Below are 14,589 nucleotides of genomic sequence, written 5' to 3'. Positions count from 1 at the left end.
CACCGCGTATGCGCGTTGCGATACTGGACGATGAACCCGCCGAACTGCGCCGGGTCGAGCAGACCCTGCAACAAATGGCCGAGGCCGGAGGACAGCCCTGGTCACTGCACAGCTTCGAAAGCGGTGAAGACCTGCTGCGACAGTTGCGCCGGGAAACCTTCGACCTGCTGATCCTCGACTGGCAACTGCCCGACCTCACCGGCCTGACGCTGCTGCGCTGGACCCGCGAACACATGGAAGCCCCGCCGGCCGCCATCATGCTCACCAGCCGCGACGGTGAAAGCGACATCGTCCAGGCCCTGAATGCCGGGGCGGACGACTATGTCAGCAAGCCGTTTCGGCCCAATGAATTGAAAGCCCGGGTTGCAGCGGTACTGCGTCGGCACAGTCTGCAACGTAGCGCCCCGGCAGAAGTCCTGCGCTTCAACGATCTGGTGTTCGACGATGCCGAACTCACCGTCACCCGCGACGGAAAACCGATCGTCATGACCGAGCGCGAGTATCGTCTCGCCCATTGTCTGTTCAGCAACCTTGGACGTCCGCTGTCACGGGATTACCTGTACGAACGATTCTGGCCCCATGAGGAGATGTCGACTTCGCGACCACTGGACACCCATATCTATCGCCTGCGCAACAAGCTTGGGCTGACGGCGGATCGGGGTTGGCAGTTGCTGACGATTTATGGGTATGGGTATCGGTTGGAGAGTGTGGCGGCAGGGGAGTGAATCGCAGGCAATAAAAAAGGCCAACGCTTGTGCGTTGGCCTTTTCGTTGGCGCTAACCGGGATCAGAAATCCAGGTTGGATACCGCCAGAGCGTTGCTCTCGATGAAGTCACGGCGAGGCTCGACCGCATCACCCATCAGGGTGTTGAAGATCTGATCTGCGCCGATGGCGTCTTCGATGGTGACTTTCAACATGCGGCGCACGCTTGGGTCCATGGTGGTTTCCCACAGCTGATCCGGGTTCATTTCGCCCAGACCTTTGTATCGCTGAATGGTGTGGCGCTTGGTGCTTTCGGCCATCAGCCAGTCCAGGGCTTCCTTGAACTCGGTGACCGCTTTCTTGCGCTCGCCACGCTGGATGTACGCGCCTTCGTCGAGCAGGGTGCTCAGTTGAGCGCCGAGGGTGACGACGGTCTTGTAGTCGTTGCTGCCGAAGAAGTCGCGGTTGAAGGTGACGTAGTTCGACAGGCCGTGGGAGATCAGTTCGACCTCTGGCAGCCAAACACCACGTTCACGGTCTTCACGCAGGCTGGCCTTGTAGACCAGGCCCGACTTCTCGACGGTGCGCAGACGGACTTCGTACTGGGCCAGCCAGTCTTGCATCTTGGCGTGGTCGCCGAGCATTTCCAGGCTGACGGCCGGCAGGTAGATGAAGTGCTCAGTCAGCTCCTGCGGGTACAGGCGCGACAGACGCTTGAGGGTCTTCATCACCATGCGGAAGTCATTCACCAGACGCTCCAGCGCTTCGCCGGAAATGCCCGGGGCGTCTTCGTTCAGGTGCAGGCTCGCATCTTCAAGGGCCGACTGCGTCATGTACTCTTCCATGGCGTCGTCGTCTTTGATGTATTGCTCTTGCTTGCCTTTCTTGACCTTGTACAGCGGCGGCTGGGCGATGTAGATGTAGCCGCGCTCGATCAGCTCAGGCAACTGGCGGAAGAAGAAGGTCAGCAGCAGGGTACGGATGTGCGAACCGTCGACGTCAGCATCGGTCATGATGATGATGTTGTGATAGCGCAGTTTGTCGATGTTGTACTCTTCGCGACCGATACCGCAGCCCAGTGCGGTGATCAGGGTGCCCACTTCCTGGGACGAGATCATCTTGTCGAAACGTGCTTTCTCGACGTTGAGGATCTTGCCTTTCAGCGGCAGGATGGCCTGGGTCTTGCGGTTACGTCCCTGCTTGGCAGAGCCGCCCGCGGAGTCACCTTCCACGAGGTACAGTTCGGACAGCGCCGGGTCTTTTTCCTGGCAGTCAGCGAGCTTGCCCGGCAGACCGGCGATGTCCAGCGCGCCTTTGCGGCGGGTCATCTCACGGGCCTTGCGCGCCGCTTCACGGGCACGGGCAGCGTCGATCATCTTGCCGACGACCAGTTTGGCTTCGTTCGGGTTTTCCAGCAGGAAGTCGGAGAAGTACTTGCCCATTTCCTGTTCGACCGCAGTCTTCACTTCGGAAGAAACCAGCTTGTCTTTGGTCTGGGAGCTGAACTTCGGATCCGGCACCTTCACCGAGATGATCGCGGTCAGGCCTTCACGGGCATCGTCACCGGTGGTGGCGACTTTGTGCTTCTTCGCCAGACCTTCCTGCTCGATGTAGTTGTTCAGGTTACGCGTCAGTGCGGAACGGAAGCCCACCAGGTGGGTGCCGCCGTCGCGCTGCGGAATGTTGTTGGTGAAGCACAACAGGTTCTCGTTGAAGCTGTCGTTCCACTGCAGGGCGATTTCCACGCCGATGCCGTCTTCACGCTGGATGTTGAAGTGGAACACCTGGTTGACCGCAGTCTTGTTGGTGTTCAGGTATTCAACGAACGCACGCAGGCCGCCTTCGTACTTGAACAGCTCTTCCTTGCCGCTGCGCTCGTCCTTGAGGACGATACCGACACCGGAATTGAGGAAGGACAGTTCACGAATACGCTTGGCCAGGATGTCCCAGCTGAAGTGAATGTTCTTGAAGGTTTCCTTGGAAGCCTTGAAGTGAATCTGGGTACCGGTGGTTTCGCTGTCGCCAACGATCGCCATCGGTGCCTGAGGTACGCCGTGGACGTAGGTCTGTTCCCAGATCTTGCCACTGCGGCGAACGGTCAGGACCAGCTCTTCGGACAGCGCGTTCACAACCGAAACACCTACACCGTGCAGACCGCCGGATACCTTGTAGGAGTTGTCGTCGAACTTACCGCCGGCATGGAGGACGGTCATGATGACCTCGGCGGCGGAAACGCCTTCCTCTTTGTGCACGTCTACCGGGATGCCACGGCCGTTGTCTTTAACGGTGATGGACTCATCCGGGTGGATGATGATGCTGATGTCGTCGCAGTGGCCGGCGAGGGCTTCGTCGATCGAGTTGTCGACCACCTCGAACACCATGTGGTGCAGACCGCTGCCATCGTCGGTGTCACCAATGTACATACCGGGACGTTTGCGCACGGCATCCAGGCCTTTCAGCACTTTAATGCTCGATGAGTCGTACGTATTTTCTTCGCTCAATGCCTTCACTCCCGATGGTCGTGGGTCTGGGTGATACGGCCCTGTTCCACGTGGAACAGAGCGACTGGCGTTTCCGTCTGCCAGCCTTCCCTCAATAATTCGTGATCTACACAGGTGATAAAGACCTGGCAGCGTAAGTCTTCCAGCAAACGGCACAGCGCTCGACGGTGGCCCTCGTCCAGCTCGGACGGCAAGTCATCCACCAGATAAATACACTGGCCGCGTCGAGCCTGGCTCACCAGATGCCCCTGGGCAATCCGCAACGCACAGACCACCAACTTCTGCTGACCCCGGGACAAGATGTCCGCGGCGTTGTGTGCGCCCAATCTAAGACGCAAGTCAGCCCGTTGTGGCCCGGCCTGGGTATGACCCATTTGCTGGTCCCGTTGCACGGATCCGGCGAGTACAGCACTCAATTCCCGGTCCTTGTCCCAGCCTCGGTAATAGCTGAGCGTCAAACCTTCGAGCTCAACCAGTTCGCTCAAGGTTTGTTCAAAGACTGGTTTCAAGGCTTTGATATAAGCGCGGCGGTATTCATCGATCTCAGCGCTGGCCTGGCACAGTTCCCTGTCCCAAACCGCTTGCGAAACGGCGTCAAGTGTACCATGCCGCAGCCAGGAGTTTCTCTGGCGCAAGGCCTTCTGCAAACGCTGCCAGGTGGCCATGAACCGCGGCTCGACGTGGAACACACCCCAGTCGAGAAACTGCCGGCGAATCTTCGGCGCGCCTTCCAGCAGGCGAAAGCTGTCGGGGTTGATCAACTGCAGCGGCAGGATCTCCGCCAGTTGCGCAGCGCTACGAGCGTTCTGACCGTCGATGCGGATCTGAAACTCGCCCTGACGATCTCGGGATATCCCCAATGCGCTGTGGCCACCCTCGGCGAGCTCAACCTGACCGAATACGGTGCAAGCGAGTTGCTCATACTGGATGACCGGCAACAGCCGCGTGCTACGAAACGAACGGGCAAGCCCCAGCAGGTGAATGGCTTCCAGAACACTGGTTTTGCCGCTGCCGTTGGCGCCGTAAAGAATGTTGATTCGGGGGGAGGGGGAGAAGGTCACCGGGTGCAAATTGCGCACCGCGGTGACCGAAACGCGACTTAGCGACATCCAGAGTCAGCTGATTACAGACGCATCGGCATGACAACGTAAGCCGAATCGTCATTGTCGGACTCTTGCACCAGCGCACTGCTGTTGGAGTCGGACAGGATCAGACGAACCTGCTCGGTGGTCATCACGCCCAGCACGTCGAGCAGATAGCTGACGTTGAAGCCGATTTCCAGGGAGCCGCCGTTGTATTCCACGCCTACTTCTTCTTCCGCCTCTTCCTGCTCCGGGTTGTTGGCCTGGATCTTCAACTGACCGCTGGCCAGTTGCAGACGGATACCGCGGTATTTCTCGTTGGACAGGATCGCGGTACGGCTGAACGCTTCGCGCAATGCCTGACGGTCGCCCAGCACCAGCTTGTCGCCACCCTTCGGCAGAACGCGCTCGTAGTCCGGGAACTTGCCGTCGACCAGTTTCGAGGTGAAGGTGAATTCGCCAGTGGTCGCACGGATGTGGTGCTGGCCCAGAACGATGCTGACGTTACCGTCCGGCTCGGTGAGCAGACGCGCCAGTTCGAGAATGCCTTTACGCGGCACGATCACCTGGTGGCGTTCCTGCTGACCGATGTCGGCCTGCATCGAGCACATCGCCAGACGGTGACCGTCGGTAGCGACGGCACGGATCACACCGGTCGAGACTTCCAGCAACATGCCGTTGAGGTAGTAACGCACGTCCTGTTGGGCCATGGCGAAACTGGTGCGTTCGATCAGGCGACGCAGCTTGCTCTGTTCCAGGCTGGAGGTCAGCGAACCCGGGCCTTCTTCCACAGTCGGGAAGTCGTTGGCCGGCAAAGTCGACAGGGTGAAGCGGCTACGGCCGGCTTTCACCACCAGCTTCTGCTCGTCGACCTTGATGTCGATCAGCGCATCGTTGGGCAGGCTCTTGCAGATGTCCATCAGCTTGCGCGCCGGCACGGTGATGGAACCTGTTTCAGCCGGCTCCTCGAGTTGCACGCGACCGACCAGTTCGACTTCCAGGTCGGTACCGGTCAGCGACAGTTGCTGGCCATCGACAACCAGCAGCACGTTGGACAGTACCGGCAAGGTCTGTCGGCGCTCGACGACGCCTGCGACCAGTTGCAGGGGTTTCAACAGGGCTTCGCGTTGAATGGTGAAATGCATGGTCTAGTCCCTTGCCTTAATAAGCTGCGCTGGTGTTCATCAAGTGGTCAGTGTACGCAGCAGGTTCTTGTAGTCCTCGCGGATGTCCGCGTCGGATTCCTTAAGTTCGTTGATCTTGCGGCAGGCGTGCAACACCGTCGTGTGGTCGCGACCGCCAAACACATCGCCGATTTCCGGCAGGCTGTGGTTGGTCAGTTCCTTGGACAATGCCATCGCCACCTGACGCGGACGAGCGACCGAACGCGAGCGGCGTTTGGACAGCAAGTCGGAGATCTTGATCTTGTAGTACTCGGCGACGGTGCGCTGAATGTTATCCACAGAGACCAGTTTGTCCTGCAACGCCAACAGGTCTTTCAGGGATTCGCGAATCAACTCGATGGTGATGTCGCGGCCCATGAAGTGCGAGTGGGCGATCACGCGTTTCAGCGCGCCTTCCAGCTCACGGACGTTGGAGCGAATGCGCTGGGCAATGAAGAACGCCGCATCGTGTGGCAACTCGACTTTGGCCTGGTCGGCCTTCTTCATCAAGATCGCGACGCGGGTTTCCAGCTCCGGCGGCTCGACGGCAACGGTCAGGCCCCAGCCGAAGCGGGATTTGAGGCGCTCTTCAAGGCCTTCGATTTCTTTCGGGTAGCGGTCACTGGTGAGAATGACCTGCTGGCCACCTTCAAGCAGGGCGTTGAAGGTGTGGAAAAACTCTTCCTGGGAACGTTCCTTACGGGCGAAGAACTGAATGTCATCGATCAGCAGGGCGTCCACCGAACGGTAGAAACGCTTGAACTCGTTGATCGCGTTCAGTTGCAGCGCCTTGACCATGTCGGCCACGAAACGCTCGGAATGCAGGTACACGACCTTGGCATTCGGGTTCTTCTTTAATAGATGGTTACCCACCGCGTGCATCAAGTGCGTCTTACCCAGACCTACGCCGCCATAAAGGAAGAGCGGGTTGTAGCCGTGCTTCGGGTTGTCTGCCACTTGCCAGGCCGCCGCGCGGGCGAGCTGGTTGGATTTACCTTCGACGAAGTTCTCGAAGGTGAAGGTGCGGTTCAGGTAGCTGGTGTGCTTGAGCGCGCCTTCGACCTGCACGGTGCGCTGTTCGGCGCGAACCGGTGCCTGTTGCGAGGCAGCGCCGGCCATCGGATCGAAGCTGTCGCGGGACGGCTCTTCACTGATTTCTTCGGTTTTCTGCGGCGAACGCTTGGTCGGTGAAGGCGTCGGGGCTGGCGCTGGCGCGCTGGCCTGCACTGCGTTGGCCTGAGCCTGGGACACTTGCGCAGCAGCCAACGGCGCATTCGGGGCGGCACGCGGGGCCGAACTGCGTTTGCTACCTATTAATAAGGAAAGCGACGGTGCGAGACCGTTGCCATGCTCATCCAGCAGTTCAAGGACGCGCCCCAGGTACTTTTCGTTGACCCAGTCCAGAACAAAACGGTTCGGTGCATAGACGCGCAACTCGTCGCCTTCGGCTTCGACCTGTAGTGGACGGATCCAGGTGTTGAATTGTTGGGCAGGCAGCTCTTCGCGCAAAAGCTCCACGCACTGCTGCCAAAGTTCCACTGACACGGATATCCCCTAAGTTGAAAGCCGGTGAGGCAAAAACAAGCGGCCATTGTAGCGGCCAGTCGTCCACTTATCCACATGCAGGTTGCCCGGTGGACATGATTTATCAATGCGTTAAACGGGAAAAAGCCGACCGACGGCGTGCATATAAGCTCTGTGGATAACTCCATCTGAGCACACTGGACAACTGGGGGTGAAAGTCGGTGGATAACCAGCCTGTGGATAACCACCTATTCCACACACAGGTTATCCGACAGCGCAGCACAGGCTGAACACGGTTTTCCACTGTAGTTGTCATTCTCTGTACACCGCTTGAAACAAGACCTTGAGCAAGTTATCCACAGAGAAGGGGGTGCCTAGCTTTTACAAGCTTTACAGAAAAGCTTTAAATAATTCCCTTCTTTATTTTTATCTTTGGCAAACCAGGTAATCAGGTGCTGGCAGCTCCAAAGATCTATTTATAAGGAAACGTTGGTTGGAAATTGACCTATTGGCTTGCTTTCTCTAGAATCCCCGGTCTCTTAAAACGGGGGCCATTCCGGCCCGTTGTGGACGAACCAGGTAACACGACATGAAACGTACTTTCCAACCAAGCACTATCAAACGCGCTCGTACCCACGGTTTCCGTGCTCGCATGGCTACCAAGAACGGTCGTGCCGTACTGTCGCGTCGTCGCGCCAAAGGCCGCGCACGTCTGGCAGTTTGATAATCCGGCACTGGAGGTGAGTCAGGACTTCAGTCGGGAAAAGCGTCTGCTTACTCCCCGGCATTTCAAGGCAGTCTTTGACTCCCCTACCGGCAAGGTTCCGGGGAAAAATCTCCTGCTCCTTGCGCGCAACAACGATCTTGATCACCCCCGTCTCGGGCTGGTTATCGGGAAAAAGAGCGTCAAGCTCTCCGTCGAGCGCAATCGCCTCAAACGTCTAATGCGCGAATCGTTTCGCCTGCACCAGGATTCACTGGTCGGCTGGGACATCGTTATCGTCGCGCGCAAAGGTTTGGGTGACGTAGAAAACCCCGAATTGATTCAGCATTTCGGCAAACTCTGGAAACGTCTGGCACGCAACAAGCCGGTATCAGCAGTCAAAACCGAAACTGTAGGGGTAGACAGTCCAGATGCGTAAACTGGCACTCGTTCCGATCCAGTTTTATCGCTACGCCATTAGTCCCCTGATGGCCAGTCACTGTCGTTTCTACCCCAGTTGTTCTTGCTACGCGTATGAAGCCATCGAAAATCATGGCCTTCTGCGCGGTGGCTGGCTGACCTTTCGTCGTTTAGGTCGCTGTCATCCGTGGAATCCCGGTGGTTATGACCCGGTTCCACCTATCCCTACCTCCCGTTCTTCTTCGATGGCCGAGTAATCATGGATATCAAACGCACGATCCTGATCGTCGCCCTGGCAATCGTGTCCTACGTCATGGTCCTTAAATGGAACCAGGACTATGGCCAGGCTGCCCTGCCGACTCAGAATGTTGCTTCCAGTACGACTACATCCGTTTTGCCGGACACCGCCACTGGCAATAATGCTGCCGCCAGTGACGATATTCCGAGCGCCGCAAGCGATACCAGCGCACCTGCCGAAACACCGGTCGCCGTCAGCAAGGATCTGATTCAGATCAAGACCGACGTGCTCGATCTCGCGATCGATCCACAAGGTGGCGATGTTGCCCAGCTGACCTTGCCGCTGTATCCACGTCGTCAGGATCGTCCGGACGTTCCGTTCCAGCTGTTCGACAACGGTGGTGAACGTACTTATCTGGCACAGAGCGGTCTGATTGGCACCAACGGTCCGGATGCAAACCCGGCCGGTCGTCCGATCTACTCCTCGGAGAAGAAGACTTATCAACTGGCTGACGGGCAGGACCAACTGGTCGTCGACCTGAAGTTCAGCAAGGACGGCGTCAATTACATCAAGCGTTTCACCTTGAAACGTGGCCTGTATGACGTGACCGTGACCTATCTGATCGACAACCAGAGCGCTCAGCCTTGGTCCGGTTCGATGTTCGCCCAGCTGAAACGCGATGCCAGCGCCGATCCTTCGTCGACCACTGCAACCGGTACCGCGACTTACCTGGGCGCCGCCCTGTGGACAAGTTCCGAGCCGTACAAGAAAGTGTCCATGAAGGACATGGACAAAGGTCAGCTCAAGGAAACCGTCACCGGTGGCTGGGTAGCCTGGCTGCAACACTACTTCGTGACTGCATGGGTTGCTCCGAAGGGCGAAAACAACATCGTCCAGACCCGTAAAGACAGCAAAGGCAACTACATTATTGGTTACACCGGTCCTTCGTTGACCGCTGCACCGGGTGCGAAGGTCGAAACCAGCGCTGTTCTGTACGCCGGTCCGAAAAGCCAGGCTGTGCTGAAAGAGTTGTCCCCAGGTCTGGAACTGACCGTCGACTACGGCATTCTGTGGTTCATTGCCCAGCCAATCTTCTGGTTGCTGCAACATATCCACAGCATCGTCGGCAACTGGGGCTGGTCGATCATCTTCCTGACCATGCTGATCAAAGGGATCTTCTTCCCTCTGTCGGCCGCCAGCTACAAGTCGATGGCCCGCATGCGCGCCGTGGCTCCGAAACTGGCTGCACTGAAAGAGCAACATGGCGATGACCGGCAGAAAATGTCGCAAGCCATGATGGAGCTGTACAAGAAAGAGAAGATCAATCCGCTGGGCGGCTGCTTGCCGATCCTGGTGCAGATGCCGGTTTTCCTTTCCCTGTACTGGGTTCTGCTGGAAAGCGTGGAAATGCGCCAGGCGCCGTTCATGCTGTGGATTACCGACCTGTCGATCAAGGATCCGTTCTTCATCCTGCCGATCATCATGGGCGCGACCATGTTCATCCAGCAGCGTCTGAACCCTACACCTCCGGATCCGATGCAGGCCAAGGTGATGAAAATGATGCCGATCATCTTCACCTTCTTCTTCCTGTGGTTCCCGGCGGGTCTGGTGCTGTACTGGGTTGTGAACAACTGCCTGTCGATTGCCCAACAGTGGTACATCACGCGTAAGATCGAAGCGGCGACGAAAAAAGCCGAGGCGTAACTTACTCTGTGGATAACACCACTCAAAACGCCCCCTAGTGGGGCGTTTTGCTATCTGCCATTTTTGTCTGGATACCGGTTTATGAGCGCACCTCGTGAAACCATCGCAGCCGTCGCTACCGCCCAAGGCCGTGGCGGCGTGGGCATCGTTCGAATTTCCGGGCCGCTGGCGAGCATTGCGGCCAAAGCCATCAGCGGCCGGGAGCTTAAACCACGGTTTGCCCACTACGGCCCGTTCTTCAGTGACGATCAACAGGTGCTGGATGAAGGTCTGGCGCTGTATTTCCCCGGACCTAACTCGTTCACCGGTGAAGACGTGCTGGAACTGCAGGGCCACGGCGGCCCGATCGTTCTGGACATGCTGCTCAAACGTTGTCTGGAACTGGGTTGCCGCCTGGCCCGTCCCGGTGAGTTCAGCGAAAGAGCGTTCCTCAATGACAAACTCGACCTTGCGCAGGCCGAAGCCATCGCCGACCTGATCGAAGCCAGTTCAGCACAGGCCGCGCGCAACGCCCTGCGTTCATTGCAGGGTGCATTTTCCCAGCGTGTGCATAACCTCACCGAACAGCTGATCGGCCTGCGGATCTATGTCGAAGCGGCTATCGACTTCCCGGAAGAAGAAATCGACTTCCTCGCCGACGGCCACGTCCTGGGCATGCTCGACAAGGTTCGCAACGAGTTATCCACCGTACTGCGCGAAGCCGGGCAGGGTGCGTTGCTACGTGACGGCATGACCGTGGTGATTGCCGGTCGTCCGAATGCCGGCAAATCCAGCCTGCTGAACGCACTGGCCGGTCGTGAAGCCGCGATCGTGACCGAAATCGCCGGCACGACTCGGGATATCCTGCGTGAACATATCCACATCGACGGCATGCCACTGCATGTCGTGGACACTGCCGGCCTGCGCGACACCGACGACCATGTGGAAAAGATTGGCGTTGAACGAGCGTTGAAAGCCATCGGCGAAGCTGATCGAGTGCTGCTGGTTGTTGATGCCACGGCGCCTGAGGCCGCCGATCCGTTCGCCCTGTGGCCGGAGTTCCTTGAAACTCGGCCAGATCCGGCGAAGGTCACGTTGATCCGTAACAAAGCAGATCTCACCGGCGAATCCATTGCCCTGGAAGTCAGTGACGATGGCCATGTAACGATCAGTCTGAGCGCCAAATCCGCCGGTGAGGGCCTGGATCTGCTGCGTGATCACCTCAAGGCCTGCATGGGTTACGAACAAACGTCGGAAAGCAGCTTCAGCGCACGCCGCCGGCATCTGGAAGCCCTGCGTCATGCCAGTGATGCCCTGGAGCACGGACGTGCCCAACTGACCTTGGCGGGTGCTGGCGAGCTGCTGGCCGAAGACCTGCGTCAGGCCCAGCAGTCCCTTGGAGAAATCACCGGCGCCTTCAGCTCCGATGATCTGCTGGGCCGGATCTTTTCCAGCTTCTGCATCGGTAAATAATCCTTCCGTTGTCCACAGACAGGTCCGTTCGCGACCTGTCTGTCCCCCCTTTCTCGTATTTCCCTCTTCCAGTGCCGGACAGATTCCTGATCCTGAGCGGATTTTCCGTGACCGCGATTCCTTCGTTCATCCGATTTCTGTGGATTAAGCCCTGTGAATAACTGCCGCTGAGGGCAGTTGATAACAGGGCCTGAAAACTGAACATAACTGCCTCTGTGGATAACAACCTCATTCATCCACAGGCTTACACCGGTTATCCAAGGGCCTCATGGTGACATGGCCACAGGGTTTTGAATCTCTGTACACATTGAAAATAAAGGCCTGTAGAAATCTATCCACAGAAATCATGGGCAGTAAGAATAAGCTTTAAAACAAAGGTTTTATAAATTTCTCTCTTTTTTATTCTTTTAACCGCGAGTTCTCCACAGCTGGTTAAATTTTGTGCAAAGGGTTCTTTAGGAAGGGCGAAGTCCCTATACTTGCCGACCAGGTCCAGAAACCTGATCTCAAACTATTCCTGAATTACCTACTTAAGCAGGCACGAGGTGCGTGGTGGATTTCCCTTCCCGTTTTGAAGTGATCGTCATCGGCGGCGGTCATGCCGGTACCGAGGCAGCACTGGCCTCAGCACGCATGGGTGCAAAAACCCTTCTGCTGACGCACAACGTGGAAACCCTCGGTGCCATGAGTTGCAACCCGGCCATCGGCGGCATTGGCAAAAGCCATCTGGTCAAGGAAATCGATGCCCTCGGTGGCGCGATGGCTATCGCTACCGATCTGGGTGGCATCCAGTTTCGCGTGTTGAACAGCCGTAAAGGCCCGGCCGTACGCGCAACCCGTGCGCAAGCCGACCGGATTTTGTACAAGGCCGCTGTCCGCGAAATTCTGGAAAACCAGCCGAACCTGTGGATATTTCAACAAGCCGCTGACGACCTGATCGTCGAGCAGGAGCAAGTACGTGGTGTTGTCACGCAAATGGGTCTGCGTTTCTTCGCGGATTCCGTGGTGTTGACCACCGGTACGTTCCTGGGCGGACTTATCCACATCGGTTTGCAAAATTTTTCTGGCGGTCGCGCCGGTGATCCGCCGTCGATCGCCCTGGCACATCGTCTGCGTGAACTGCCGCTGCGTGTCGGTCGCCTGAAAACCGGTACGCCACCGCGTATCGACGGCAAGTCTGTGGATTTCTCGGTCATGACCGAGCAACCAGGTGATACGCCGATCCCGGTGATGTCGTTCATGGGCAACAAGGAACAACATCCACGGCAAGTCAGTTGCTGGATTACCCACACCAACGCCCGTACTCACGAAATCATCGCCGCGAACCTCGACCGTTCGCCGATGTATTCCGCTGCAGGCGAGATCGAAGGCATCGGCCCGCGTTATTGCCCGTCGATCGAAGACAAGATCCACCGCTTTGCCGACAAGGAAAGCCATCAGGTGTTCATCGAGCCGGAAGGCCTGACCACCCATGAGCTGTATCCGAACGGGATATCCACAAGCCTGCCGTTCGACGTGCAATTGCAGATCGTGCAATCGATTCGCGGCATGGAAAACGCGCACATCGTGCGTCCGGGTTATGCGATCGAGTACGACTACTTCGATCCGCGCGACCTGAAGTACAGCCTGGAAACCAAAGTCATCGGTGGTCTGTTCTTCGCCGGCCAGATCAACGGCACCACCGGTTACGAAGAAGCCGGCGCCCAGGGTCTGCTAGCTGGCGCGAACGCTGCACTGCGTGCGAAAGGCAAAGAAGCCTGGTGCCCGCGTCGCGATGAAGCGTACATCGGGGTATTGGTCGACGATCTGATCACCCTCGGTACTCAAGAGCCGTACCGCATGTTCACTTCCCGTGCCGAGTACCGCCTGATCCTGCGTGAGGACAACGCCGACCTGCGTCTGACCGAAAAAGGTCGCGAGCTGGGTCTGGTCGATGACGCGCGCTGGGCGGCGTTCTGCAAGAAACGCGAAAGCATCGAACTCGAAGAGCAGCGCCTGAAAAGCACCTGGGTTCGCCCGGGTACTCCGCAGGGCGATGCGATTGCCGAGAAATTCGGCACGCCGCTGACTCACGAATACAACCTGCTCAATCTCTTGAGCCGTCCGGAAATCGACTACGCTGGTCTGGTCGAAGTGACCGGGCAGGGCGCCGAAGATCCACAGGTCGCCGAACAGGTCGAGATCAAGACCAAATACGCCGGTTACATCGATCGCCAGCAGGACGAAATCGCCCGTCTGCGCGCCAGTGAAGACACGAAACTGCCTGTGGATATCGATTACACCAACATTTCCGGTCTCTCCAAGGAGATCCAGAGCAAGCTGGGTGCCACGCGTCCCGAGACGCTGGGCCAGGCTTCGCGGATCCCCGGTGTGACCCCGGCAGCGATTTCGCTGTTGATGATTCATTTGAAAAAACGCGGCGCGGGCCGTCAGTTGGAGCAAAGCGCTTGAGTTCTAAGGTCACTTCGCAACACGCCGAAGAGTTATCCACAGGAGCCCGCGAGCTCGGTGTCAATCTCACTGAAACCCAGCACGAATTGCTGCTGGGTTACCTGGCCCTGTTGATCAAATGGAACCAGGCCTACAACCTGACTGCCGTTCGCGATCCGGACGAAATGGTTTCCCGTCACCTGCTCGATAGTCTCAGCGTGATGTCGTTCATCGAAAACGGCCGCTGGCTGGATGTCGGCAGCGGTGGTGGCATGCCGGGGATCCCTCTGGCGATCCTGTATCCGGACTCGCAAGTGACCTGCCTGGACAGCAACGGCAAGAAAACCCGCTTCCTGACCCAGGTCAAACTCGAACTCAAACTGGATAACCTGCAAGTTATCCACAGTCGCGTCGAAGCGTTCCAGCCAGCACAGCCGTTCAACGGGATCATTTCCCGGGCGTTCAGCAGCATGGAGAACTTCACCAACTGGACTCGCCACCTCGGCGACGCCGATACGCGCTGGCTGGCAATGAAGGGCGTCCATCCGGCCGATGAGCTGGTAGCATTGCCGGCAGACTTCAAACTCGATAGCGAACACGCCCTGGCCGTACCCGGTTGCCAAGGCCAACGCCATCTGCTGATACTGCGCCGCACGGCATGATTGGGA

Annotated in this window: 12 protein-coding genes; 8 read left to right on the top strand and 4 right to left on the bottom strand. The window is 57.8% G+C overall.

The features are described 5' to 3' along the window. The first annotated feature begins 8 nt into the window (after window positions 1–8). Window positions 9–725: a response regulator transcription factor gene (locus KJY40_RS00990; protein ID WP_230734437.1), complete on the top strand. Its 717-nt coding sequence runs from the start codon at window positions 9–11 to the stop codon at window positions 723–725. Between the two features lie 62 nt (window positions 726–787). Here the strand turns inward: KJY40_RS00990 and gyrB are convergent, their stop codons facing one another. From gyrB to dnaA, 4 genes are read right to left on the bottom strand one after another with little or no spacing between them, the layout of a single operon-like run. Further along, the gene (gene gyrB / locus KJY40_RS00985; protein WP_085686140.1) at window positions 788–3,205 is read right to left on the bottom strand and encodes a DNA topoisomerase (ATP-hydrolyzing) subunit B; all 2,418 of its coding nucleotides are present in this window, start codon (window positions 3,203–3,205) and stop codon (window positions 788–790) included. A gap of 5 nt (window positions 3,206–3,210) precedes the next feature. Next, window positions 3,211–4,314 (bottom strand): DNA replication/repair protein RecF, encoded by a 1,104-nt coding sequence (recF, locus tag KJY40_RS00980; RefSeq protein WP_038359568.1) that lies wholly within the window; start codon window positions 4,312–4,314, stop codon window positions 3,211–3,213. Window positions 4,315–4,328: 14 nt separating this feature from the next. After that, a complete protein-coding gene (gene dnaN / locus KJY40_RS00975) occupies window positions 4,329–5,432 on the bottom strand; it encodes a DNA polymerase III subunit beta (protein ID WP_230734435.1) in 1,104 nt (367 codons plus the stop codon). Window positions 5,433–5,471: 39 nt separating this feature from the next. Then, window positions 5,472–6,995, bottom strand: a complete 1,524-nt coding sequence (dnaA, locus tag KJY40_RS00970) for a chromosomal replication initiator protein DnaA (protein WP_230734433.1) — start codon at window positions 6,993–6,995, stop codon at window positions 5,472–5,474. A gap of 568 nt (window positions 6,996–7,563) precedes the next feature. Between dnaA and rpmH the strand changes: the two genes are divergently transcribed. From rpmH to rsmG, 7 genes are all read left to right on the top strand, one after another. After that, window positions 7,564–7,698: a 50S ribosomal protein L34 gene (gene rpmH, locus KJY40_RS00965; protein WP_003213577.1), complete on the top strand. Its 135-nt coding sequence runs from the start codon at window positions 7,564–7,566 to the stop codon at window positions 7,696–7,698. 16 nt (window positions 7,699–7,714) lie between these two features. Then, the gene (gene rnpA / locus KJY40_RS00960; RefSeq protein ID WP_218191430.1) at window positions 7,715–8,116 is read left to right on the top strand and encodes a ribonuclease P protein component; all 402 of its coding nucleotides are present in this window, start codon (window positions 7,715–7,717) and stop codon (window positions 8,114–8,116) included. Beyond that, entirely contained in the window at window positions 8,109–8,354 is a 246-nt protein-coding gene (yidD, locus tag KJY40_RS00955) for a membrane protein insertion efficiency factor YidD (RefSeq protein WP_010465488.1), read from the top strand. Before rnpA ends, yidD begins: the two co-directional genes overlap by 8 nt. A gap of 2 nt (window positions 8,355–8,356) precedes the next feature. After that, the gene (gene yidC / locus KJY40_RS00950) at window positions 8,357–10,039 is read left to right on the top strand and encodes a membrane protein insertase YidC (protein WP_230734431.1); all 1,683 of its coding nucleotides are present in this window, start codon (window positions 8,357–8,359) and stop codon (window positions 10,037–10,039) included. An 81-nt stretch (window positions 10,040–10,120) separates the two neighbouring features. Beyond that, window positions 10,121–11,491 (top strand): tRNA uridine-5-carboxymethylaminomethyl(34) synthesis GTPase MnmE, encoded by a 1,371-nt coding sequence (gene mnmE, locus KJY40_RS00945; RefSeq protein ID WP_230734429.1) that lies wholly within the window; start codon window positions 10,121–10,123, stop codon window positions 11,489–11,491. A 552-nt stretch (window positions 11,492–12,043) separates the two neighbouring features. Next, window positions 12,044–13,942 carry a tRNA uridine-5-carboxymethylaminomethyl(34) synthesis enzyme MnmG gene (gene mnmG, locus KJY40_RS00940; RefSeq protein ID WP_230734427.1) on the top strand — a complete coding sequence of 633 codons (1,899 nt, stop codon included), beginning with the start codon at window positions 12,044–12,046 and terminating at the stop codon, window positions 13,940–13,942. Continuing rightward, a complete protein-coding gene (gene rsmG, locus KJY40_RS00935; RefSeq protein ID WP_007911906.1) occupies window positions 13,939–14,583 on the top strand; it encodes a 16S rRNA (guanine(527)-N(7))-methyltransferase RsmG in 645 nt (214 codons plus the stop codon). Before mnmG ends, rsmG begins: the two co-directional genes overlap by 4 nt. Window positions 14,584–14,589: the final 6 nt, after the last annotated feature.

It is taken from the genome of Pseudomonas fitomaticsae (assembly GCF_021018765.1).
GTDB classification, from domain to species: Bacteria; Pseudomonadota; Gammaproteobacteria; order Pseudomonadales; family Pseudomonadaceae; genus Aquipseudomonas; species Aquipseudomonas fitomaticsae.
The sequence above is the reverse complement of the archived record's forward strand: the minus strand, read 5'-3'. Positions and strand labels throughout refer to the sequence as shown.

Excerpts from the sequence above, each read along its gene's own strand:
- KJY40_RS00990 (WP_230734437.1), top strand. The coding sequence starts at position 9 with ATGCGCGTTGCGATACTGGACGATGAACCCGCCGAACTGCGCCGGGTC.
- recF (WP_038359568.1), bottom strand. The coding sequence starts at position 4,314 with ATGTCGCTAAGTCGCGTTTCGGTCACCGCGGTGCGCAATTTGCACCCG.
- dnaN (WP_230734435.1), bottom strand. The coding sequence starts at position 5,432 with ATGCATTTCACCATTCAACGCGAAGCCCTGTTGAAACCCCTGCAACTG.
- rpmH (WP_003213577.1), top strand. The coding sequence starts at position 7,564 with ATGAAACGTACTTTCCAACCAAGCACTATCAAACGCGCTCGTACCCAC.
- yidD (WP_010465488.1), top strand. The coding sequence starts at position 8,109 with ATGCGTAAACTGGCACTCGTTCCGATCCAGTTTTATCGCTACGCCATT.
- yidC (WP_230734431.1), top strand. The coding sequence starts at position 8,357 with ATGGATATCAAACGCACGATCCTGATCGTCGCCCTGGCAATCGTGTCC.
- mnmE (WP_230734429.1), top strand. The coding sequence starts at position 10,121 with ATGAGCGCACCTCGTGAAACCATCGCAGCCGTCGCTACCGCCCAAGGC.